This window comes from Pseudomonas marincola (assembly GCF_900116605.1).
GTDB lineage: Bacteria > Pseudomonadota > Gammaproteobacteria > Pseudomonadales > Pseudomonadaceae > Aquipseudomonas > Aquipseudomonas marincola.
In genome coordinates this window covers 147,350-169,256 of the sequence record NZ_FPBC01000005.1, presented here as the reverse complement: position 1 = coordinate 169,256, position 21,907 = coordinate 147,350, and the positions used below count along the sequence as shown (strand labels likewise).

The following is a 21,907-nucleotide window of genomic DNA, read 5'->3' as shown; positions in this document are numbered from 1 at the left end:
GTGTATCGCTTTGCCCCTCATCAATCGTTCATAAGAGCGGTTATGAACCCTCATGAGTAGGCATATACAGCACCTGCTCCGCTGCTCTATACGAGTTATTGCCAGTACTGCGCCTTAACCATAAGACACAAAAATAATACTTGAACGTATTGTTTTGTATCGCTTCATACGTATACTCGAAAAAGCTCACGGGCAGCACCCTCGCCGCCAGAGCCATAAAACCAATAATCAATCGGCTACTGCCGTGCACCATGAGGGCACCCACATGCCTCAAACGTTGAAAGTCGCGCCAGCCGAACACGGCGTAAGGCTTATCACCCTGCAACGTCCGCAGGCGCTTAACGCGCTCAATACCCAACTGCTGGGTGAGCTTGCAGCGGAACTGGCAGAAGCCGAGCAAGATCCCAACACCCGCGTAGTGGTCTTGACCGGCAGCCGTAAGGCATTCGCCGCCGGGGCCGACATTAACGAGATGGCCGAGCGCAACATCGTTGGCATCCTTAACGACCCACGCGTCGGTCACTGGCAATCCATCAGCTCGTTCAGCAAACCCCTGATCGCTGCAGTGAACGGCTTTGCCCTCGGTGGCGGCTGCGAACTGGTGATGCACGCCGACATCGTTATTGCCGGCGAAGACGCACGCTTCGGCCAGCCAGAAATCAATCTCGGCATCATGCCGGGCGCCGGCGGCACCCAACGCCTGCTGCGCGCTGTTGGCAAATCGCTGGCCATGCAAATGGTGCTTTCCGGCGTTGCCATTGATGCACGCCACGCACAACGCGCAGGCCTGGTCAGTGAAGTCACCCAGCCTGAGCTAACCGTCGAACGCGCACTTGAGCTTGCCCGCGTCATCGCCCAAAAGGCGCCGTTGGCAGTGCGCATGGCCAAGGAAGCCCTGCTTAAAGCGCAGGACACAGACTTGGCCAGCGGCCTGCGCTTTGAGCGCCATGCGTTCACCGTACTGGCCGGCACCCAGGACCGCGAAGAAGGCATTCGCGCCTTCCAGGAAAAACGCCGGGCAAATTTCACCGGCCAATAGCTGCAGCCCTCCCCCAAGGTTTCCAGAGAGCGTTAATGCCATGAGTTTCGAACATATTCTGTTTTCCATTGAGAATGGCGTTGCCATGCTCAGCCTTAACCGCCCGGAGCAGCTCAACAGCTTCAATGAAAAAATGCACCTTGAAGTGCGCGAGGCGTTGAAGCAGGTGCGCACCAGTGATGAAGCCCGCGTACTCCTGCTGACCGCAGAAGGCCGGGGATTTTGTGCAGGGCAAGACCTCAGCGACCGCAATGTCGCGCCGGGCAGCGCCATGCCGGACCTGGGTGAATCGATCGAGAAGTACTACAACCCCATGATTCGCGCACTGCGCGATCTGCCCATGCCGGTCATCTGCGCTATTAACGGTGTGGCGGCGGGTGCAGGTGCGAACATCCCACTGGCGTGCGACCTGACGATTGCCGCGCGCTCGGCCAGCTTCATCCAGGCGTTCTGCAAAATTGGCCTGGTACCTGACTCTGGTGGTACCTGGAGCTTGCCGCGACTGGTCGGCATGGCTAAGGCCAAGGCTTTGGCTCTGCTTGGCGAGCGCATCAGCGCCGAACAGGCCGAGCAACTGGGGCTTATATACCGCGTGATTGATGACAGTGAACTTCGCGATGAGGCCCTCAAGCTGGCTCGCCATCTGGCCACCCAACCGACATACGGCCTGGCCCTGATCAAGCGTGCGCTGAATGCGAGCATGCACAACAGCTTCGATGAGCAGCTCGAACTTGAGCGTGATCTCCAGCGACTGGCTGGGCGCAGTGAAGATTACCGCGAAGGCGTGAGCGCCTTCATGAACAAACGCACACCGCAGTTCAAGGGTAAATAAGCATGCAAGCACTCAACTCTCAGGCGCGCGTAGCCGTTATCGGCGCCGGTGCAATGGGCGCCGGCATTGCTCAGGTTGCAGCGCAGGCGGGGCATGCCGTCATGCTCTTCGACATGCGTGAAGGTGCAGCCGCTGAGGCGATCAGCAGCATCGACCGGCAACTGGCCAAGCGCGTAGAAAAGGGCAAACTCGACGCCCAAACCCGCACAGCCGTGGTTGCCCGCCTGCAACCGGCCGCGTCCATCGAGGCGCTGGCCGACGCTCATCTGGTGATTGAGGCAATTGTCGAAAACCTCGAAGTCAAACGCGCCCTGTTCAGCCAGCTAGAAACCCTATGCAGTGCTGATTGCATACTGGCCAGCAACACCTCGTCACTCTCGGTGACAGCGCTGGCGGCAGGCATGCAACACCCGCAGCGGATTGTTGGCATGCACTTCTTCAATCCGGCGCCGGTCATGGCGCTGGTCGAAGTGGTGAGCGGGCTGGCAACAGACCCGGCAATCGCCCAGTGCATCCATCGCACAGCAGCTGCATGGGGCAAAAAACCAGTACATACGCGTTCAACGCCTGGCTTCATCGTCAACCGCGTTGCCCGCCCGTTCTACGCTGAAAACCTGCGCGCCCTGCAGGAAGGCGCCGCCAGCTGCGCAACACTGGATGCGTTGATGCGTGAAGCCGGTGCATTTCGTATGGGCGCGTTCGAACTGACAGATTTGATCGGCCACGACGTTAACTATGCAGTGACCTGTTCGGTATTTAACGCCTATTACAACGACATGCGCTTTCAGCCTTCGCTGATGCAGAAAGATCTGGTCGACGCCGGACACCTGGGACGCAAAAGCGGTCAGGGCTTCTATAGCTATGCCGCTGATGCAGCCAAACCCCTGGCAGATGAACTAACCGCTTCCACACACGTAGACACCTGTGTAGTCGAAGGCTCACTGGGCGCTGCACAGGGACTGATTGAGCGCATCAAAGCCGCCGGCATCAAGGTTATCGAACGCGACGGCAGTGGCCTGTTGCGCGTTGGCGACGCCGTTGTTGCTCTCTCGGACGGGCGTATGGCTGCTGAGCGCAGCCAACAGGACGGCCATCGCAATCTGGTGTTGCTCGATTTAGCCAAGGACTACAGCAAAGCCAGCCGCATCGGCCTGAGTTGCGCTAAAGGCACCCGCCGCGAAGCACTGGACCAAGTGGTTAGCCTGCTGGCGCAGTGTGAAATCAAAGCCAGCCTGCTGGAAGATATTCCGGGCTTGGCCGTGTTGCGTACCGTCGCGATGCTGGCTAACGAGGCCGCCGATGCAGCGTTGCACAATGTTGGCACGCCTGCGGACATCGATCTGGCCATGTGTGCAGGCGTCAACTATCCAGTCGGGCCGCTGGCCTGGGCAGATGTCATCGGCCTGCCAGCCGTGCTGCAGACGCTAGACAACCTGCAGCGCGCGTACGGCGAAGAACGCTACCGGCCATCCTTGTTGTTGCGCCGTAAAGTGGCTGAGGGGAGCACTTTCCATGACTGATCACAGCGCAACCTCATTGGCTCAGGCCTGCACCGAAAGCCTGTTCAACCGCGATATCGCCAGCCAGCGCATGGGCATGCAAGTGCTGGCAAGCGGTCCGGGCACGGCCGTGGTCAGCATGGTGGTACGTGAAGACATGATTCAGGGCGTTGGCTCTTGTCACGGCGGCTATCTGTTCGCCTTGGCCGACTCAGCCTTCGCCATGGCCTGCAACACCTACAACGAAACCACTGTGGCGCTGGGTTGCAGCATTGATTACATCGCCCCGGGCTTCGTTGGCGACACGCTCATGGCGCATGCCGTCGAGCAAAGCCGCGGCGGACGCACCGGCAACTATGACGTGCGAATCGAAAACCAGAACGGCGAGCTAATCGCCCTCTTCCACGGAAAATCCTACAAAGTGCGCGGCACGGTACTCGCACCGGAGATGACACATGACTGACGCCCTGATTATTGATGCTGTGCGTACCCCGATCGGACGCTACGCAGGCGCCCTGTCCAGCGTGCGCGCCGATGACCTCGGCGCCATTCCGATCCGCGCGCTCATGGAGCGCAATGCGCAGCTCGACTGGTCGAAAATTGACGACGTGATCTATGGTTGCGCTAACCAGGCCGGCGAAGACAACCGCAACGTTGCGCGCATGTCTTCGCTGCTTGCAGGCTTACCGATCACCGTGCCTGGCACCACGCTCAATCGCCTCTGCGGCTCGGGCATGGATGCCATTGGCAACGCGGCGCGAGCATTGCGCTGCAACGAGGCGGGCCTGATGATCGCCGGCGGCGTCGAGTCAATGTCGCGCGCACCGTTTGTCATGGGCAAGTCCGAACAGGCTTTCGGCCGTGCTGCCGAGCTGTTTGATACCACCATTGGCTGGCGCTTTATAAACCCGCAACTGCAAGCGCAGTTCGGCACCGACTCAATGCCTGAAACCGCCGAGAATGTGGCTGAGCAATTTGCCATCTCCCGCGCAGATCAGGACGCCTTTGCCCTGCGCAGTCAGCAACGCGCAGCCGCCGCCCAAACCAATGGCCGCCTTGCACGCGAAATCGTGCCGGTTCGCATTGCCCAGCGCAAAGGTCCGGAGAAGGTAGTCGAGCAGGACGAGCATCCACGGGGCGACACCACCCTTGAACAACTGGCGAAGCTGCGCGCCCCATTCCGCGAAGGCGGCAGCATTACGGCTGGTAATGCCTCCGGCGTCAATGATGGTGCGTGTGCCTTGCTGCTCGCCAGCAGCGCCGCCGCCGAACGTCACGGTCTCAAGGCCCGCGGCCGTATTGTCGGCATGGCAACAGCTGGCGTAGAACCGCGCATCATGGGCATTGGCCCAGTACCCGCGACGCGCAAGGTATTGGAACTGACCGGCCTGACCCTGGACGATATGGACATTATCGAGCTCAACGAAGCCTTTGCCGCACAAGGTCTGGCGGTGCTTCGCGAGCTTGGCCTGGCCGATGATGACGCCCGGGTTAACCCCAACGGCGGCGCCATTGCCCTGGGCCACCCGCTGGGCATGAGCGGCGCTCGCCTGGTAACCACTGCACTGAACGAACTTGAACAGCGACAGGCCCGCTATGCCCTTTGCACCATGTGCATTGGCGTCGGTCAGGGCATTGCCATGGTCATTGAACGCCTGTGATCCGTAAGGCCTAGCCCAACTATCCCGATGCGGCTACGCTGCGCCAAGTTTCAGTAGCGTGGCCTGCTGTCACACAAAAATAAATAGAGTGATGTCATGAATGTGAATGCCCAACCTGCCCAGCTTGATCCGGTTGAAACCTACAGCATTGATGCGTTGCGCCAGCACCAGCTCGAACGCATGCGCTGGAGCCTCAAGCACGCCTATGAGAATGTCCCGCTTTATCGTCAGCGTTTTGATGCGCAAGGTGTACACCCGGACGACCTGAAAACACTGGAAGATCTGGCCAAGTTTCCATTCACAGGCAAATGTGATCTGCGCGACAACTACCCGTTCGGCATGTTCGCCGTGCCGCAATCCGAGATTGTCCGCGTGCATGCATCCAGCGGCACCACGGGCAAGCCCACCGTGGTTGGCTACACCCAGAACGACATCGACACCTGGGCCAATGTAGTCGCCCGCTCGATTCGCGCTGCCGGTGGTCGTCGTGGCGACAAGGTGCATATTTCTTATGGTTACGGCCTGTTCACAGGCGGACTGGGCGCGCACTACGGTGCCGAGCGCCTGGGCTGCACGGTTATTCCAATGTCGGGCGGACAGACTGAAAAACAAGTCCAACTGATTCGCGACTTCCAGCCAGACATCATCATGGTCACGCCTTCGTACATGCTCAATCTGGCTGACGAGATAGAACGCCAGGGCCTTGATCCGCATAAACTGGCATTGCGTCTGGGTATTTTTGGTGCCGAGCCATGGACCGATGAACTGCGCCGCTCGATTGAACAGCGCCTCGGTATTACCGCGCTGGACATTTACGGCCTATCCGAAATTATGGGTCCGGGCGTGGCAATGGAATGTGCCGAAACCAAAGACGGCCCAACTATCTGGGAAGACCACTTCTACCCAGAAATCATCGACCCAGTCACCGGCGAGGTGCTACCCGACGGGCAAATGGGTGAGCTGGTTTTCACCTCCCTGAGCAAAGAAGCGCTGCCGATGATCCGCTACCGCACGCGTGATCTGACCCGCCTGCTGCCCGGCACTGCCCGGCCAATGCGGCGGATGGACAAGATCACCGGCCGCAGTGATGACATGCTGATCATCCGGGGCGTTAACGTATTCCCGACCCAGGTTGAAGAGCAAGTACTAAAAATAAAACAGCTTTCTGAGTTTTATGAGATGCACTTGTATCGTAATGGCAACCTGGACAGCGTCGATGTGCTGGTTGAATTACGTCATGAACTCGAAGGTATGGATGAAGCCCAGCAGAAGCTCATCGGCAATGAACTGGCCAAGCAGATCAAGACCCATATCGGCATCAGCACACGCGTCATGATCAAGCCGTTCAACACGCTGAAGCGCTCGGAAGGCAAAGCCTGCCACGTAGTCGACAAGCGCAACGGCTAATTCTCAACAGTTCCCCGGCCCCGCTTTCGCGGGGCTTTTTTTTGCCCGGGAAAAACCGCTACAGGTGCCTTATTGCGGCCAGCACCGGTCGGCTAAAGGCGACTGCAAGGCAAAAATCAATTACGACACAGCATTTAGTATTTGATATTTATTTGTGTATCATTTAAAAATACACCCACGGTCACAGCCCCACTCATAACAAGTCATAGCTGGAGGCACAGCATGTACGCACAACTCGTTGAGACAGGCGTTAAACGTCTCAAATCACTGGATGAAATGGAGCCTCAGGAGCGCGCCTTTCAGGAGCGCATTGATGCCGAGATCAAGATCGAAGCAAAAAACTGGATGCCCGACGCCTACCGGCAAACTCTGATCCGCCAGATATCCCAGCACGCCCACTCCGAAATTGTCGGCATGCTGCCGGAAGGCAATTGGGTTACACGTGCGCCCTCACTCAAGCGCAAGCTGCAACTGATGGCGAAGATCCAGGATGAAGCCGGCCACGGCCTCTACCTGTACAGCGCCATGGAAACGCTGGGTGCTGACCGCGATGAAGAAATCGCCAAGATGCACAACGGCAAAGCCAAATACTCGAGCATCTTCAACTATCCGACGCTGAGCTGGGCCGACATGGGCGCAGTTGGCTGGCTGGTAGATGGCGCCGCCATCGTCAATCAGGTGGTCCTGCAGCGCACGTCTTACGGCCCCTACTCACGGGCGATGGTGCGCATTTGCAAGGAAGAGAGCTTCCACCAGCGTCAGGGCTACCAAATGCTTCTGACGATGATGCAAGAAGGCACTCAAGCACAGAAAGACATGGTTCAGGATTCGATCAACCGCCTGTGGTGGCCGTCGCTGATGATGTTTGGCCCAAGCGATGAGCACTCCCCGAACAGCGCGCAATCAATGGCCTGGAAGATCAAACGCCAGAGCAACGACGAACTGCGCCAGCGTTTCGTTGACCAGACCGTGCCGCAACTCGAGCTACTCGGCTGCACCGCGCCAGACCCGGATCTGAAGTGGAACGAGGAACGCGGCCACTACGACTTCGGCGAGATTCAGTGGGATGAGTTCTACGAAGTGCTCAAGGGCAACGGCCCATGTAACCAGGAGCGCGTCAGCAAACGCCGCAACGCCATTGAAAGTGGTGCCTGGGTTCGCGAAGCCGCTGTTGCCTATGCCCGTAAACAACAACTAAAGCGCGACGTCGCCTGATCGCGCGCAAGGAGATTACTGCCATGTCTGACTGGACCCTTTTTGAAGTTTTCGTGCGCAGCAAGCACGGTCTCAACCACAAACATGTGGGCAGCGTGCATGCCGCCGACGCCTCCATGGCGCTGGAAAACGCGCGTGAGTTGTACACCCGTCGCAACGAAGGGGTAAGCCTGTGGGTTGTGCCTTCTGCTGCGATCACTGCCTCAGCGCCCGACGAGAAAGAGCCGCTGTTTGATCCATCGAACGACAAAATCTATCGCCACGCCAGCTTCTACGAGTTGCCGGCCGAAGTCGGCCACATGTGAGGTTGTAGATGAACGATGATCTGATCCAATACCTGCTGCGCCTCGGTGACACAGCCCTGATCCAGGGCCAGCGGTTGTGCGAGTGGTGCGGTAATGCACCGGCTCTTGAAGAAGAACTGGCGCTGATGAACGTAGGCCTCGACCTTGTTGGTCAGGCGCGTAACTGGCTCGAATATGCCGCCGAATTGCTCAACGACGGCCGCACGGCTGACGATCTTGCCTTCGGCCGTGATGAGCGCAGCTTCCGTAACCTGCTCTTGGTCGAACAGCCTAATGGTGATTACGCCGTCACCATGACCAAGCAATTTCTCTACGATGCGTGGCACTTTGATGTATTGCAGCAGCTGTGCAATTCGAGCGACGAGCGCATTGCCGGGATTGCCGCCAAAGCGCTGAAAGAGGTGACTTATCACCTGCGCCGTTCGGGTGAGTGGATTCAACGCCTGGGCGATGGCACTGAAGAGAGCCATGCCCGCATGTTGGCCGCTATCGAGCAAGTCTGGCGCTTCACCGTGGAACTGGGTGCAGCCGATGAAACCGAGCAGCGTCTGGCTGCAGCAGGTATTGCTGCCGACCACGACAAAGCCGCTAACGCCTGGCTGGCCGAAGTGACGCAGATCTTCACGCTCGCGACCCTGCCAGTTCCAAGCCCGGCAAACTATTTCTACCTGAGTGGTCGTAAAGGCCTGCACACCGAGCACCTGGGTTTCATTCTGGCAGAGATGCAGTACCTGCCGCGGACGTATCCAAATGCAACCTGGTGATCTGATTGCCAGCGATCAGGGCGCTCGCCCGGGATCGGCCAGCGACATTGCCGAAGCCTGGGCAGTACTGGCTGAGGTCATGGACCCCGAAGTGCCGGTGGTCAGCGTGGTCGATTTGGGCATCGTGCGCGAGGTGGACTGGCAACAGGGCCACGTCCACCTTGTTGTAACCCCGACCTACTCCGGCTGCCCCGCCACCGAGGTGATTGAGGACGATATCCGTCAGGCGCTGGAACAAGCCGGTTTTGCCACGCCCAACCTGGAACGCCGCCTCACCCCGGCCTGGAATACCGATCTGATTACAGCGCAAGGGCGCGAACGTCTGCGTGCTTACGGGATTGCCCCGCCAGTTGGCAGCAGCAGTAAACGCAGCCTGCTCGGTGAAAGCACTGCCATCTGCTGCCCACAGTGCAACAGCTCCAACACAGAACTGCTCAGCCAGTTCGGCTCGACCGCCTGCAAGGCGCTGTACCGTTGCCGTGACTGCCTGGAACCTTTTGATTATTTCAAGTGCATCTGAGCGCAGCTATCGCCGGAGAACAATAATGAGCAAATTTCACAACCTCAAGATCAAAGACGTACGCGCCGAGACGCGTGACGCGGTCTCGATCTCTTTCGATATTCCCAGCGAGCTGCGCGACGAGTTTCGCTTCACGCAAGGCCAGCACCTGGTCATGCGCACTCAGATCAATGGCGAAGAAGTGCGCCGCTCCTACTCCATTTGTACCGGCGTTAACGACAACGACCTGCGCGTTGCCATCAAGCGCGTGAGCGGCGGTGTTTTTTCGGGTTTTGCCAATGACGCGCTCAAGGCAGGCCACAGCCTTGAAGTGATGCCGCCGAGCGGCTCATTTCATGTCGAGCTTGATCCTGCACGCCACGGCAACTACCTCGCCGTAGCGGCGGGCAGTGGTATCACGCCGATTCTGTCGATCATCAAGACGACCCTCGAAACCGAACCGCACAGCCGCATCACCCTGCTCTACGGCAACCGCTCAAGCAATTCGACGTTGTTCCGCGACCAGCTGAGCGACCTGAAGAATGTGTACCTGCAGCGCCTCAACATTATCTATCTGTTCAGCCGTGAGCAGCAGGACGTTGACCTCTACAACGGTCATATCGACGCCGATAAGTGCGCGCAGTTCTTCAAGCAATGGCTCGATGTTAGCACCCTCGATGCGGCCTTCATCTGTGGCCCGCAAGCCATGACCGAAACCGTGCGCGACCAACTCAAGATCAATGGGCTGGCCAGTGAACGTATCCATTTCGAGCTGTTCGCCGCCGTGGGCAGCGAGCAAAAACGTCAGGCCCGCCAAGCAGCCGCAACCGTCGACAGCGCCCTGTGTCAGATCACCGTCACCAGCGATGGGCATAGCAAGACGTACGAGTTGGCGCGTAACAGCCTGAGCATTCTCGATGCGGGCAACGCCCAAGGCGCGGAACTGCCCTACTCGTGTAAAGCAGGCGTGTGCTCAACCTGCAAATGCAAAGTCATTGAAGGCGAGGTCGAGATGGACAGTAACTTGGCTCTCGAAGACTACGAAGTCGCCGCAGGTTACGTTTTGTCCTGCCAGAGCTACCCGATCAGCGAAAAAGTGGTTCTCGACTTCGACGAACTGTAAGCACTTCGACACCTGTGCACACCTAACACTGCACAGCCACGCAGACGCCAATGCGCCTGCTGCCAATTCGATGCAACTGCTCAGCGTACTGCGAGCAGTTGCACCCCGCCTGACAATACAGGCCGTCATGAATTCGGAGAGATCAAATGTATCAACAAAGCATCTTGCAAAGCTTTATTGGTGAACGCTGGGTCGGCCAGCACGCCGCACAGTCATTACGCAGTGCCATCAACGGCCAGACCATCGCCCATACTCACGAAGAAGCGCTGGATTTTGCAGAGGCGGTAGCGCATGCCCGTCAACGTGGCATCACTGAACTGATGGCAATGGACTTCCAGCAGCGCGCGCAGCGCCTCAAAGCGTTGGCTAAATACCTGCTGGAGCGTAAGGAAGAGCTGTACGCACTGTCCCATCACAGTGGCGCAACCCGTGCTGACAGCTGGATCGACATTGAGGGTGGCGCGGGAACGCTGTTCACCTATTCGGGCATTGGTGCCCGTGAAATGCCATCCGGCAATGTCGTCCACGAAGGCCCGGCAATGCCGTTGGGCAAACTCAACACCTTTGCCGGCAGCCATATTCTGGTACCACGTGGCGGTGTTGCCGTGCACATCAACGCCTTCAACTTCCCGATTTGGGGAATGCTCGAAAAGTTTGCCCCCAGCTTTCTCGCCGGCATGCCGTGCATTGTCAAACCCGCCACGGCCACCAGCTACCTGACCGAAGCCACCGTGCGCATGATGCACGAATCCGGCCTGCTCCCAGCTGGCAGCCTGCAATTGATCATCGGCAGCACCGGCGATTTGCTCGACCGCATGCAAGGTCAGGATGTAGTGACCTTCACCGGCTCTGCCGACACCGCAGCAAAACTGCGGGTCAATCCCAACCTGATTCGTAATTCGGTGCCATTCAATGCCGAAGCCGACTCGTTGAACTGTGCCATTCTCGCGCCTGAAATCACCCCGGATGATCCGGAATTCGGTCTTTTCGTCAAAGAAGTTGCGCGCGAAATGACCGTCAAAGCCGGCCAAAAGTGCACAGCTATCCGCCGCGCCATTGTCCCAGCTAAACACATTGACGCAGTTGCAGAGCGCCTGCGCGCCCGCCTTGCCAAAGTAGTCGCCGGCGATCCGTCTGTTGAAGGCGTGCGCATGGGCCCACTGGCTTCGCACTCGCAGCAGGCCGACGTGGCTGAACGCATTCAGGCACTGCTGCAAAGCAGCGAACTTTTGCTCGGCGCAAATGACGGTTTCGAACCGCTGGGTGAAGGCGTAGCCGAAGGTGCGTTCTGCGCCCCGACCCTGCTCCTTGCCCGCGACCCGCACGCCGAGGGTGGCGCGCATGATATCGAGGCCTTCGGCCCTGTCAGTACCCTGATGGCGTACGACGATATCGACGAAGCCATCGCCCTCGCTGCTCGCGGCAAAGGCAGCCTTGTTGCCAGCCTCATCACCAAAGACCCGCAAGTTGCCGCGCGCGTTGTTCCTGCTGCCGCCGCACTGCACGGTCGCTTGCACATTCTGGATCGCGAATCTGCCGCTGAATCCACTGGCCACGGCTCACCGTTGCCCGTACTCAAGCACGGCGGCCCTGGCCGTGCAGGTGGCGGCGAAGAACTGGGCGGCCTGCGCGCCGTCAAACATTACCTGCAGCGCACCGCCGTGCAGGGTTCGCCAAGCATGCTGATGGCCGTAACCGGCGAATACGTGTGCGGCGCTAAAGTCTACGAAACCGAAGTTCATCCGTTCCGCCGCTACTTCGAAGAGCTGAAAATCGGCGAGTCGTTGCTGACTCATCGCCGCACCGTAACAGAAGCGGACCTGGTCAACTTTGGCTGCTTGTCGGGCGATCACTTCTACATGCACTTCGACGATATTGCCGCTAAGGAATCGCAATTCGGCAAGCGCATCGCACACGGCTACTTTGTGCTCTCGGCCGCAGCAGGCCTGTTTGTATCGCCAGGCGTCGGCCCGGTACTGGCCAACTATGGCCTGGACACACTGCGTTTCATCAACCCGGTCGGGATTGGTGACACCATTCAGGCGCGCCTGACCTGCAAGCGCAAGATCGATCAGGGCAAAACCAGCCCGAAAGGCGAGCCGCAGGGTGTAGTGGCATGGGACGTGGAAGTGACCAATCAAGACGGCGAGCTGGTCGCCAGCTACGACATCCTGACATTGGTGCTAAAGCGTAACGAAGCCTGATCGGCAGGCGCTGAGAATCCGGACGCGTAAAACGCACTGCCCCTCGACTCATTGGGGCAGCCCAGTCCGGATTTTTCCGTCAGCAGATACCTAACACGAAAAATCTTGAGGCCGATGGTAATGAACGCATCACCATCGCCCTTAATTTGGAAGGGATCTCGGCAGGCCCAATCAGTTGCCTTCGCTAACAACCCTCAGTCCGGCAATGCGAACTCATATCGAGCCCAGTTCACTGAGCCCGATCTCTACACCATCGCCCTGCAACCGCACCGGCCATGTGCGCAGTTGTTGCTCTGGGTATTCCAGGCACGTGCCATCTTCTAAGCGAAAATGTTGTTTGTAGAGTGGCGCCGCGATCACCAGATCACCGGCCAAATTGCCAACGATTCCGCGACCTATTACGTTAGCGCCTGACTTGGGGTCGCGATTATCAATGGCGTAAAGCTGTTTACCGCTCTCCTCGCCGGGCAGGTAGAACAGCGCGATTTGGGCGCCATCAACCCATGCCACCACTCCTGAGTTGGCGACCAGATCAGTACGGCTGCACAGCGATTGCCATTGCAGGGTCAGTTGTTGCTCAAGCAGGGTTGCACTTGATGGGCTCATCAAACCACCTCCTCATATAACGGGATCAGGGAAAGTTCGGCGTCGCGTACGGGCCGGCGTTGCTGGCGTTCTTTAACGAAGTGGATATCCGGATCGCTGCGCTTGTCGTTGACGAACGTCCGGAAGCGTTTGAGTTTCTCGGGGTCGTTGAGGGCGTTTTTCCACTCGCACTCATAACGGTCGACGACTAATTGCATCTGCGCTTCCAGTTCAGCCGCAAGCCCCAGGCTGTCATCGATAATCACCGCCTTGAGATAATCCAGCCCGCCCTCCAACGACTCGCGCCACACCGAGGTGCGCTGCAGGCGATCGGCAGTCTGCACGTAGAACATCAAGAAGCGATCGATGTAACGGATGAGCGTGGCGTCATCCAGATCTGTCGCAAACAGCTCGGCATGCCGTGGACGCATACCGCCATTACCACTGACGTAGAGGTTCCAGCCGTTCTCAGTGGCAATCACGCCGACGTCTTTGCTTTGCGCTTCCGCGCATTCGCGGGTACAGCCCGAAACTGCAAACTTGATCTTGTGCGGTGAGCGCAAACCTTTGTAGCGATCTTCAAGGCGCAGCGCCATGCCGACACTGTCTTGCACGCCGTAGCGGCACCAATTACTGCCGACACAGGATTTCACCGTACGCAGCGATTTGCCGTAGGCGTGCCCTGTCTCGAAGCCTGCAGCAATCAGCTCACTCCAGATATCGGGCAGCTCGTGTAGCTGCGCACCGAACAGATCAATACGCTGGCCGCCAGTGATCTTGGTGTAGAGGTCGTATTTTTTCGCCACAGCGCCAATGGCGATGAGCCCATCAGGGGTAATTTCACCCCCTGGAATGCGCGGCACCACCGAGTAGGCGCCGTTCTTCTGCATGTTGGCCATGAAGGTGTCGTTAGTGTCTTGCAACGGCACCAGCGACGGATCGGTAATCGAGCGGTTCCAGCAGGATGCCAGCACTGAGCCCACCGCGGGTTTGCAGATGTCGCAACCGAGATGACCCTTGCCATGCTTGGCCAGCAGCTCTTCAAAGTTTTCAATGCCCTCGACCCGCACAATCGCGTACAGCTCTTGGCGGGTATAGGCGAAATGCTCACACAAGCTTTTGTCGACCACTACGCCGCGCGCTGTCAGCTCATGTTCAAAAACCTGCTTGAGCAGTGCCGAGCAACCGCCACAACCCGTTGCAGCCTTGGTGCATGATTTAAGACCGGCAAGGTCGCTGCAACCGCCATCGATAGCTGCACACACAGCCGCTTTGCTGACGTTATGGCACGAGCAAATGGTAGCCGTCGCAGGTAATGCATCAGCCCCTAATGCCGGCGCACCTTCACCTTGCGACAAGATCAGGCAAGACGGATCTGCCGGTAATTTGATGTCGTTTTGTACGTACTGCAACAGGGTGTCGTAGTAACTGTTGTCACCTACCAGCACTGCACCGATGGCGTGTTTGCCATCAGCCGAAACCACTAAGCGGCGATAGCTGGCAGTGGCTTCGTCGATGAAGCGATAGCTGCGTGAACCGGCAGTGGCACCGTGTGCATCGCCGATAGAACCGACGTCGACGCCAAGCAATTTAAGCTTGGTCGACATATCGGCGCCCATGAATGGCTCGCTGTCTTCACCGCATAATTGTGCGGCAACTGCACGGGCCATTTGATAGCCGGGAGCGACCAAGCCGTACACTCCGCCGTTCCAGGCGGCGCACTCACCAATGGCATAAATATTCGGATCGTTAGTACGGCACTGGCTGTCGATCGCCACCCCACCGCGAGGCCCAAGCTCCAGATTACATTGCCGGGCCAATGCATCCTGCGGACGAATACCAGCAGAGAAGACAATCAGGTCGGTTTCGAGGAACTCATCACCGCTGAAGTTCATGCGATAGCGGAATTCGCGGCCGGCGCTGATTGACTGGGTAGCTCGCGACAAATGCACGCTGACGCCCAGCGCTTCTATTTGAGCTTTCAGTGCTAAGCCGCCGTGATCATCCAGTTGCACCGGCATCAAACGTGGCGCGAACTCGACAACGTGCGCTTCAAGGCCCAGCGACTTCAGTGCATTGGCTGCCTCTAATCCCAGCAACCCGCCGCCGACCACTACCCCACGAGTCGCCTGCTTGGCCGCCAAGCGAATAGTGTCGAGATCCGCCAGTGTGCGATACACCAAGCGCGAATGTCCTTCAGCGCCTTCAATAGGCGGCACGAACGGGTAAGAACCTGTCGCCAGCACCAACTTGTCGAAGCTAAAACAGCCTTGGGCAGTGATCACCTCACAGCGCTCGCGATCAATCTCCAGCACGGGAATCCCCAGATGCAACGTAACGCCCGGCTGTTGATACAGTTCAGCGCCGCTGAGTGCCAACGACTCGGCGTCACGCCCGCCAAAGTACTCGGAGAGGTGCACACGGTCGTATGCGCGCAGCGGCTCTACGCTGAATACCTGAATCTGGTACTGAGCCAACGCGCCGCGCTCAATCAGCTGCTCTACGCAGTGATGACCGACCATGCCATTGCCGATAACGATCAGCGTTGGCAGATTATTTGAGGTTGCGACAGTGGAGTTCATAGAGCACCCGTTCGAGCTGATCACATTTTCAAAAGCAAAAAAAAGGCGCCTGGAACCTCACGGTCCCAGGCGCCATTGCCTGTTCGTTTGCGGTGCTACTGCGGCCGTCATGCCGAGCTCACCGTCTGTGCCCTAGTTCTTTATAGAACGCTCGATCGCCATTGACCGATTGGGCTGCTCTCAAAAGAGAGAGCACTGATTGAGTATTAGCAAGGCCTATGCCAGATAGCTGAAATGGCTGGTTTGAGGGCCTGCGCTGCGCATATAACCAACTCAGCAGTCATCCGCAGAACGGGTTTGGAACTCAATTGGTGCGCCTTGAATGAAAATTGCACCGCGCTGATGCCAAACCCCAGCGCTCAGCATTCGAATGTTCAGGGTGTTAAGAGCCGGTGCTTAACAGCCAGATAATCACGGCGCCCAGAATCGCGGAAAGTCCCTTCCAGAACATCAGGGGATTTCGCTCAAGCAGCGGTGGGCGATGCTTATTGAGCAGCGACTGATTGGGCTGACGCAACTCGAAAATAAATTCCGAGAGTGCGGCATAACGCTTTAACGGATCGGGTTGCAGCGCCTTGCGCAGCACATCATCAATCCACACGGGAAGCTCACGGTCGTTGTCACGCAACGGCTGATAGACCAGGCGATTCTGCGCTGTACGGCTTTTGCACTTGGCCACTTCAGCGCCATACGGCAAGCGCCCGCTGAGCATTTGGTAAATGATGACCGCCAGCGAGAATTGATCGGAGCGTGGCGAGCCCGCCTCACCCAGAAAATATTCGGGTGCGGTGTATTGCGCGGTTCCCAGCAGTTGGTTGCGCGCAAATGGCGCGGTGATTTCAACCAACCCTGCGACCTGCGCAGAACCAAAATCGATCAGTTTCAACGTACCGCTGGCATCAATCATGATGTTGTCGGGGCGCAAGTCCTGATGGAGCATTTCCAGGCGATGGAATGCTTGCAAGCCTTTGCCAATCTGCTCGGCCATGCTGCGTACTTTCTCCAGCGGCGCTTGCGGATGGTCGATAATCCACTGACGCAACGTCTGCCCCTCAATGTATTCACTGACGCTGTAGAGAAAGTTGCGTTTACGGGTTGGCACAGGCGCTTTGAGCACTTGCGGGCTGTCGATACGCCGCGCGACCCACTCCTCGCTCAGCAAACGCTCCAGATGCTGCAAATCATGCTGCAGGTCAACCGATGGAATTTTCAGTACCACCTGCGCGCCGCTGTCGATATCTTCAGCCAAGTAAAGATGGCTGCGGCTGCTGGCGTGCAATTCGCGAATTACCCGAAAGCCTTCAAACTCCATGCGTGGGTGCAGCAACGGTGCGAATGCCAGTTCAGCAACTTGCTGCTGCAACTCACTCGCCTCGTTCAGCGGCAAGCTGTCGACTCGAACAATCTGTACGGTGAGATTGTCATCACTGCCTTGTGTATAGGCATGTTCAACAATTGCCCGGGCGGCGTCATCGAGGTCAGTATTCTGCGTCGTAATCAACTCAACCATGCGCGCATCGCTGGCGAACTCGTAAACGCCGTCGGTGGCAAACAAAAAGCAGTCGCCCTGCTCTACCTGAAATGTACGGTAATCGAGCTCAAGGTGAGTATTGATACCCATCGCACGGCTTAGATAGCTTTTGTCTTGCGATACCCAAAGCCGATGGTCTTCAGTCAACTGCTCCAAGCGGCCATCGCGCAATCGGTAGATTCGCGTGTCACCCGCATGAAAAATATGCGCGGTCGTCGACTTGATAACCATCGCGCTGAGCGTGCAGACGTAGCCGCGGTCGAGGTCATAGCGGAACTGGCTCTGACGGGTTTGTGCGTACAACCACGAGTTGGTCGCCATCAACACCCGCTGCGCGGACTTCTTCACTGACCACGCATCAGAGGTGCAGAAATAATCGCCAAGAAAACTGCCTACCGCCGACTCACTGGCAATGTGGCTCACCGCGCTACTACTTATGCCATCAGCCAAGGCAATGGCGATGCCTTTGGCGGTTAGCTGCGGTTCCTGCGGGATATAAACCCCATGAAAGTCTTGATTGGCAGCCTTGCGTCCCTTGTCGGAGTGCTGCCCTACGGTCACCTTGAGCTGGCTGGCCATGTCGCTCCTGACACGGCCCGACAGATTAGCTGCCGGACCGTGATTGCATTTAGCTGAACGTACGCTTCGGCGCCGTCTTCACATGGGTGGTGTAAAGCGTCAGGCCGGTGAAGGCTAAACCGCCCACCAGATTACCTAATGCAGTCGGGATCTCGTTCCAGAGCATATAGTCCATGACCGAGAAATTACCGCCCATGATCATCGCCGACGGGAACAGGAACATGTTCACTACTGAGTGCTCAAACCCCATGTAGAAAAACAGCATGATCGGCATCCACATGGCGATGGTTTTACCGCTGACAGTGGTCGAAATCATCGCGCCAACCACGCCCATAGAAACCATCCAGTTGCACAGCATGCCGCGCAAGAAAATCGTCATCCAGCCCGCCAGACCGTACTCGGCATAACCCAACGTACGCGCCTCACCGATGTGCGAGATCTTCTCACCGATAACGCCCGGGCTCGCAGAGAAGCCATAGGTAAAGACGAAAGCCATCATCACCGCCACCGTCAATGCGCCGCCAAAATTACCAAGGAATACCAGCCCCCAGTTACGCAGCACACCGTTCACCGTCACACCTGGGCGCCGGTCCAGCAATGCCAATGGCGTCAATACAAACACCCCGGTGAGCAGATCAAAGCCCATCAGATAGAGCATCACGAAACCCACCGGGAACAACATTGCACCCACCAGCGGCATACCTGTTTGCACGGTGATGGTAATCGCAAACACAGCAGCCAGCGCCAGGATCGCACCTGCCATAAAGGCGCGGATCAAGGTGTCGCGAGTGGACATGAAAATTTTCGATTCGCCGGAATCCACCATCTTGGTGACGAACTCAGCAGGAGCTAGATAGGACATATATTTTCCCCAAGTGTCAGTATCGCAACGCAAAAAAAAACGCCTGAAGCCTCTCAGCTCCAGGCGCCTTTGCCTGTTAATTCTTTGCCTAGTTAGTTGTGCGTTACACCGGGCGCAATGGCCCCAACTTATCGCAATCAGCAGTGTTTTTTTTGAGCTGCCTGATCGCCGTTGATCATTGGCTGCCACACGCGTGATTGCGATGGTGTCACCGATGATTAGCAAGTAGCGCGCCAAGCACCCTGAATCTGCGCGGACATCGCGCCAGCGGGGACTTCGCGGGCTGTTGGCAGAGAGCGACTAAGTGATACTCACAGCGGCTTACGCGACATTCGGAACCAAAACAGCGCACACAACCGGAGAAACGCCCCACCCTGAGCCGCGACTGAGACGGCTGGCGCTGACGTATGTTGCTTGAGCCATTGTTGTGCCGGGATTGAAAGCCATAGGTTTGCTCGCTTGGCAGAGTACGCTGACGTCAATGTAGGTGAGCGCACGAGCGTGGAATATCAAGTCTTCAACATAGGTAAAGCTCACACCAACGAATGGTGGCGTGAACAGGTGCAGCGTGGGGTGAATACTGCAGGCTTTGATGCTGAGCCGGGTGAACGCGGCGAAGTCATATTTGCACGCATTGGTTTTCGTTAGCTTTTTGTGCGCTGGCATCAGTCAGCTCTAAGTACATCAAACCAGCCTCGGTGTCACAGGACACGCACAGTACCCACTCGCCCTACCCAACGATCCAGGGTCAGCTTTGATCGGCCCAACTTAAATTGGTTAAAACAGCAAAAAATCAGTAGTTAGCGCTTCAAAGTAATGGCCATTGGCCGCTACTATGCCGAATATTTTGTGATGCTCGCCTATTGGCAAAGTATCTGAGTGGACAAAAAAAACGGTTAGGATGTAAATGACAAACAGATTATCGAACACCATTACGCTGGATGCTCAAGGCCAGCGTTTACTCCAATTTCTTGTATCGAAGCTTTTAAGTATCAAGCCAAATGACCCTCGGACTTTCAGCAGCTATAAGCAAGTGCATGATGAGTTAAATCTCTCGCAAGAAGGCGACACCTATGGCACAAGCCTTCAGCACCAAGGCCTAAATACATTAGCGCAATGGACGTTAGAGCAGGGGCTACCCGGCATCACAGGTTTGATCATTCACAAGGAGAAACTAAGCCCAGGTCCTGGCTACTACAAGCTCTTCGGCCGCAATCAAGATGACTTTCAATGGTGGTTAGGTGAGATTCAAAAATCTAAAAATTTTGATTGGGCGCCCTATTTACCCACATCCCAACCATCAGAAGAACACACAGCGGGCAGAGACTGGACTACCGAGGAGCTACGCGCCGCTGTAGTCGCCTATCTAGAAATGCAACGACTAAACCGGGCATCTACTCCCTTCATCAAAACAAAATACTACCAAGCACTTGCCACACAATTCGGGCGCACGGCGAAGTCATTTGAGTTCAGGATGCAGAACATTTCCTATGTGCTCACGCTAATGGGCCGCGACTGGTTATCGGGGCTAAAACCTGCCAAAAACGTCGGCGCTAACATCGCAGAACAGATCGAGCAGCTCATTGCCGAAGTCGAGCATAAACCTGTCGTACCAGTTGTAACTTTCGAGCTTGAAGTCCGCGAGAGCATCAAGAAACCGTACCTGCCTCAGCCCAAAGGCAGCCAAACCCCTGAGAGCTGCGTAACCTCAGTCACGCAGTATCAGCGCGACCCGGAAGTGAAAGCTTGGGTGTTGAAAGAGGCCAATGGTGTGTGTGAATGCTGCAAGCAGCCTGCACCATTCAAGAACGTTGAAGGCATGCCATTTCTCGAAGTTCATCACGTTAGAAAACTCGCAGAAAACGGCTCAGATACTATCAACAATGCGGTTGCAACCTGTCCGAATTGCCACCGCGCCCTGCACTACGGCGTTAATGCAAAAGACCTAGTTGAAAGGCTTTACTCAAGCGTGAAGCGACTGATTAGAGAGTGAGTTTTCAAACCGCGAACTAACTAGAATATATGGCTACTAAGGCAGTAAAGCTCCAATCTTTAATAAAAGAGACCTTCGACAAAGCTTCATATATTTAACCTTAAGGGCTAGATGAAATCGCGCTCAGTGATCGCTACTCCGTAAAGGCTATTGCTTTTGGCTGGATTAAGGTTGTTTTCCAACACACTATTACTCCTTCCTTAAGTTCGGGCCATAAGCAATTTATTTGCACGTAAAAACTCGTCCATAACTGCTATGGCCTAAACACTTGCGCGTGCGTGATGCGGGTAAATCGACGTGCGTGATATTCTAGGGCTTCCTACAAAAAACAAGGACGTATCAGGTGGAAACCGAAGCCATAACCACTCTTCTGAGTGGTAACTCATTTGTCGTGTCTATCGTTGCCGCAGTAAGCCTTGGCAATCTTCTGATTAAGTTATTTACGGGTGCATTTATCCTACACAACGATTATTTCGTCAGCAGACAGGTCAATCGTATCGTAAAGCTGCGGTCAGCCATTGAGGACAATCCATCGCTAAAGCTATTCATAAACACGATGGCAGATGATGAAATTTTTCGTGTGGCAACAGGCATCAAAGCCACGCCAGACAGAGCCAATGCCCTGATGCAGCTTTATCAAACTGCAAAAGTCAGCAAGGCCCAACTCAAAGCGTATTCTTCATTTCTGCAATTGAATGACGCAGGTGAATTAAAAATCAGCAATGACAACTTTGATAAATTCACCGTTTATTACTCATTATTTGCAGGCGTGCTTATCTTCAGTTGCACTCTATGGATAGCAATTACCATTGTTTCTAATTGGACGGTTTCTACTACCCTTTCTGGAGCACTGATCATTCTAATTGGTGTATTTGCCACGAGTTTTATGCTGAGGGACTTTACCGTATTCCGGCAGTTACAAAAGCTGCAAAAGCAACTGCCGCAACTCGCGGTAGATGCGACAACGCCAAAAGCAAGTAGCACTACTTCAGCACCTCTCCCGCCTGCGCAGCAACCAGCTCCGACTAATACGGTAGAGATACCTTAAGCATCTTGTGACTATGCTCAAGGTGACGCCAACAGCCTCAAGAGGTAGCAGTTGAGATATCTGGCGCTCTACTCGTTCTGGCCACAGGCTGCTTATCTACTCTCCCGACCCAGAACTGCATTGCCCGTTTTGCAACCAGATGACAGCGAAGGCCGGAACATATGGGGGCCGAGTCCGCG

Annotated in this window: 19 protein-coding genes; 14 read left to right on the top strand and 5 right to left on the bottom strand. The window is 56.5% G+C overall.

Translation table 11 applies throughout. The features are described 5' to 3' along the window. Window positions 1-265: 265 nt before the first annotated feature. From paaF to paaZ, 12 genes are all read left to right on the top strand, one after another. Complete coding sequence (paaF, locus tag BM395_RS10265; RefSeq protein WP_090511381.1) at window positions 266-1,039, top strand: 2,3-dehydroadipyl-CoA hydratase PaaF; 774 nt, start codon at window positions 266-268, stop codon at window positions 1,037-1,039. 40 nt (window positions 1,040-1,079) lie between these two features. Further along, window positions 1,080-1,871, top strand: coding sequence for a 2-(1,2-epoxy-1,2-dihydrophenyl)acetyl-CoA isomerase PaaG (gene paaG, locus BM395_RS10260; protein WP_090511379.1), 792 nt, complete (start codon window positions 1,080-1,082; stop codon window positions 1,869-1,871). Window positions 1,872-1,873: 2 nt separating this feature from the next. Continuing rightward, entirely contained in the window at window positions 1,874-3,391 is a 1,518-nt protein-coding gene (gene paaH / locus BM395_RS10255) for a 3-hydroxyacyl-CoA dehydrogenase PaaH (protein WP_090511376.1), read from the top strand. Beyond that, complete coding sequence (gene paaI, locus BM395_RS10250; protein ID WP_090511371.1) at window positions 3,384-3,833, top strand: hydroxyphenylacetyl-CoA thioesterase PaaI; 450 nt, start codon at window positions 3,384-3,386, stop codon at window positions 3,831-3,833. Before paaH ends, paaI begins: the two co-directional genes overlap by 8 nt. Next, entirely contained in the window at window positions 3,826-5,031 is a 1,206-nt protein-coding gene (pcaF, locus tag BM395_RS10245) for a 3-oxoadipyl-CoA thiolase (protein WP_090511368.1), read from the top strand. Before paaI ends, pcaF begins: the two co-directional genes overlap by 8 nt. Before the next feature lie 96 nt (window positions 5,032-5,127). Further along, a complete protein-coding gene (gene paaK, locus BM395_RS10240; RefSeq protein WP_090511366.1) occupies window positions 5,128-6,438 on the top strand; it encodes a phenylacetate--CoA ligase PaaK in 1,311 nt (436 codons plus the stop codon). 222 nt (window positions 6,439-6,660) lie between these two features. After that, window positions 6,661-7,653, top strand: coding sequence for a 1,2-phenylacetyl-CoA epoxidase subunit PaaA (gene paaA, locus BM395_RS10235; protein WP_090511363.1), 993 nt, complete (start codon window positions 6,661-6,663; stop codon window positions 7,651-7,653). Between the two features lie 23 nt (window positions 7,654-7,676). After that, on the top strand, window positions 7,677-7,958 hold the full coding sequence (gene paaB, locus BM395_RS10230) for a 1,2-phenylacetyl-CoA epoxidase subunit PaaB (RefSeq protein ID WP_090511361.1): 282 nt from the start codon (window positions 7,677-7,679) through the stop codon (window positions 7,956-7,958). Between the two features lie 8 nt (window positions 7,959-7,966). After that, entirely contained in the window at window positions 7,967-8,722 is a 756-nt protein-coding gene (paaC, locus tag BM395_RS10225; protein WP_090511358.1) for a 1,2-phenylacetyl-CoA epoxidase subunit PaaC, read from the top strand. After that, window positions 8,709-9,242 (top strand): 1,2-phenylacetyl-CoA epoxidase subunit PaaD, encoded by a 534-nt coding sequence (paaD, locus tag BM395_RS10220; protein ID WP_090511356.1) that lies wholly within the window; start codon window positions 8,709-8,711, stop codon window positions 9,240-9,242. Before paaC ends, paaD begins: the two co-directional genes overlap by 14 nt. 25 nt (window positions 9,243-9,267) lie before the next feature. After that, window positions 9,268-10,344: a 1,2-phenylacetyl-CoA epoxidase subunit PaaE gene (gene paaE, locus BM395_RS10215; RefSeq protein ID WP_090511353.1), complete on the top strand. Its 1,077-nt coding sequence runs from the start codon at window positions 9,268-9,270 to the stop codon at window positions 10,342-10,344. A gap of 146 nt (window positions 10,345-10,490) precedes the next feature. Next, window positions 10,491-12,548, top strand: a complete 2,058-nt coding sequence (paaZ, locus tag BM395_RS10210) for a phenylacetic acid degradation bifunctional protein PaaZ (RefSeq protein WP_090511350.1) — start codon at window positions 10,491-10,493, stop codon at window positions 12,546-12,548. A gap of 213 nt (window positions 12,549-12,761) precedes the next feature. Here the strand turns inward: paaZ and nirD are convergent, their stop codons facing one another. From nirD to BM395_RS10185, 5 genes are all read right to left on the bottom strand, one after another. Next, window positions 12,762-13,154: a nitrite reductase small subunit NirD gene (gene nirD, locus BM395_RS10205; RefSeq protein ID WP_090511347.1), complete on the bottom strand. Its 393-nt coding sequence runs from the start codon at window positions 13,152-13,154 to the stop codon at window positions 12,762-12,764. Then, window positions 13,154-15,715 carry a nitrite reductase large subunit NirB gene (gene nirB, locus BM395_RS10200; RefSeq protein WP_090511345.1) on the bottom strand — a complete coding sequence of 854 codons (2,562 nt, stop codon included), beginning with the start codon at window positions 15,713-15,715 and terminating at the stop codon, window positions 13,154-13,156. The genes nirD and nirB overlap by 1 nt, the downstream gene beginning before the upstream one ends. Before the next feature lie 382 nt (window positions 15,716-16,097). Continuing rightward, complete coding sequence (locus tag BM395_RS10195; protein ID WP_090511342.1) at window positions 16,098-17,825, bottom strand: bifunctional protein-serine/threonine kinase/phosphatase; 1,728 nt, start codon at window positions 17,823-17,825, stop codon at window positions 16,098-16,100. A gap of 49 nt (window positions 17,826-17,874) precedes the next feature. After that, complete coding sequence (locus BM395_RS10190; protein WP_090511339.1) at window positions 17,875-18,687, bottom strand: formate/nitrite transporter family protein; 813 nt, start codon at window positions 18,685-18,687, stop codon at window positions 17,875-17,877. 321 nt (window positions 18,688-19,008) lie between these two features. Next, window positions 19,009-19,353: a hypothetical protein gene (locus tag BM395_RS10185; protein ID WP_090511336.1), complete on the bottom strand. Its 345-nt coding sequence runs from the start codon at window positions 19,351-19,353 to the stop codon at window positions 19,009-19,011. A gap of 241 nt (window positions 19,354-19,594) precedes the next feature. On the opposite strand from BM395_RS10185, the gene BM395_RS10180 reads away from it, so the two are divergent. Both BM395_RS10180 and BM395_RS10175 read left to right on the top strand, forming a co-directional pair. After that, window positions 19,595-20,680 carry an HNH endonuclease gene (locus BM395_RS10180; RefSeq protein WP_090511333.1) on the top strand — a complete coding sequence of 362 codons (1,086 nt, stop codon included), beginning with the start codon at window positions 19,595-19,597 and terminating at the stop codon, window positions 20,678-20,680. Between the two features lie 343 nt (window positions 20,681-21,023). Beyond that, window positions 21,024-21,728 carry a hypothetical protein gene (locus tag BM395_RS10175; RefSeq protein WP_090511330.1) on the top strand — a complete coding sequence of 235 codons (705 nt, stop codon included), beginning with the start codon at window positions 21,024-21,026 and terminating at the stop codon, window positions 21,726-21,728. Window positions 21,729-21,907: the final 179 nt, after the last annotated feature.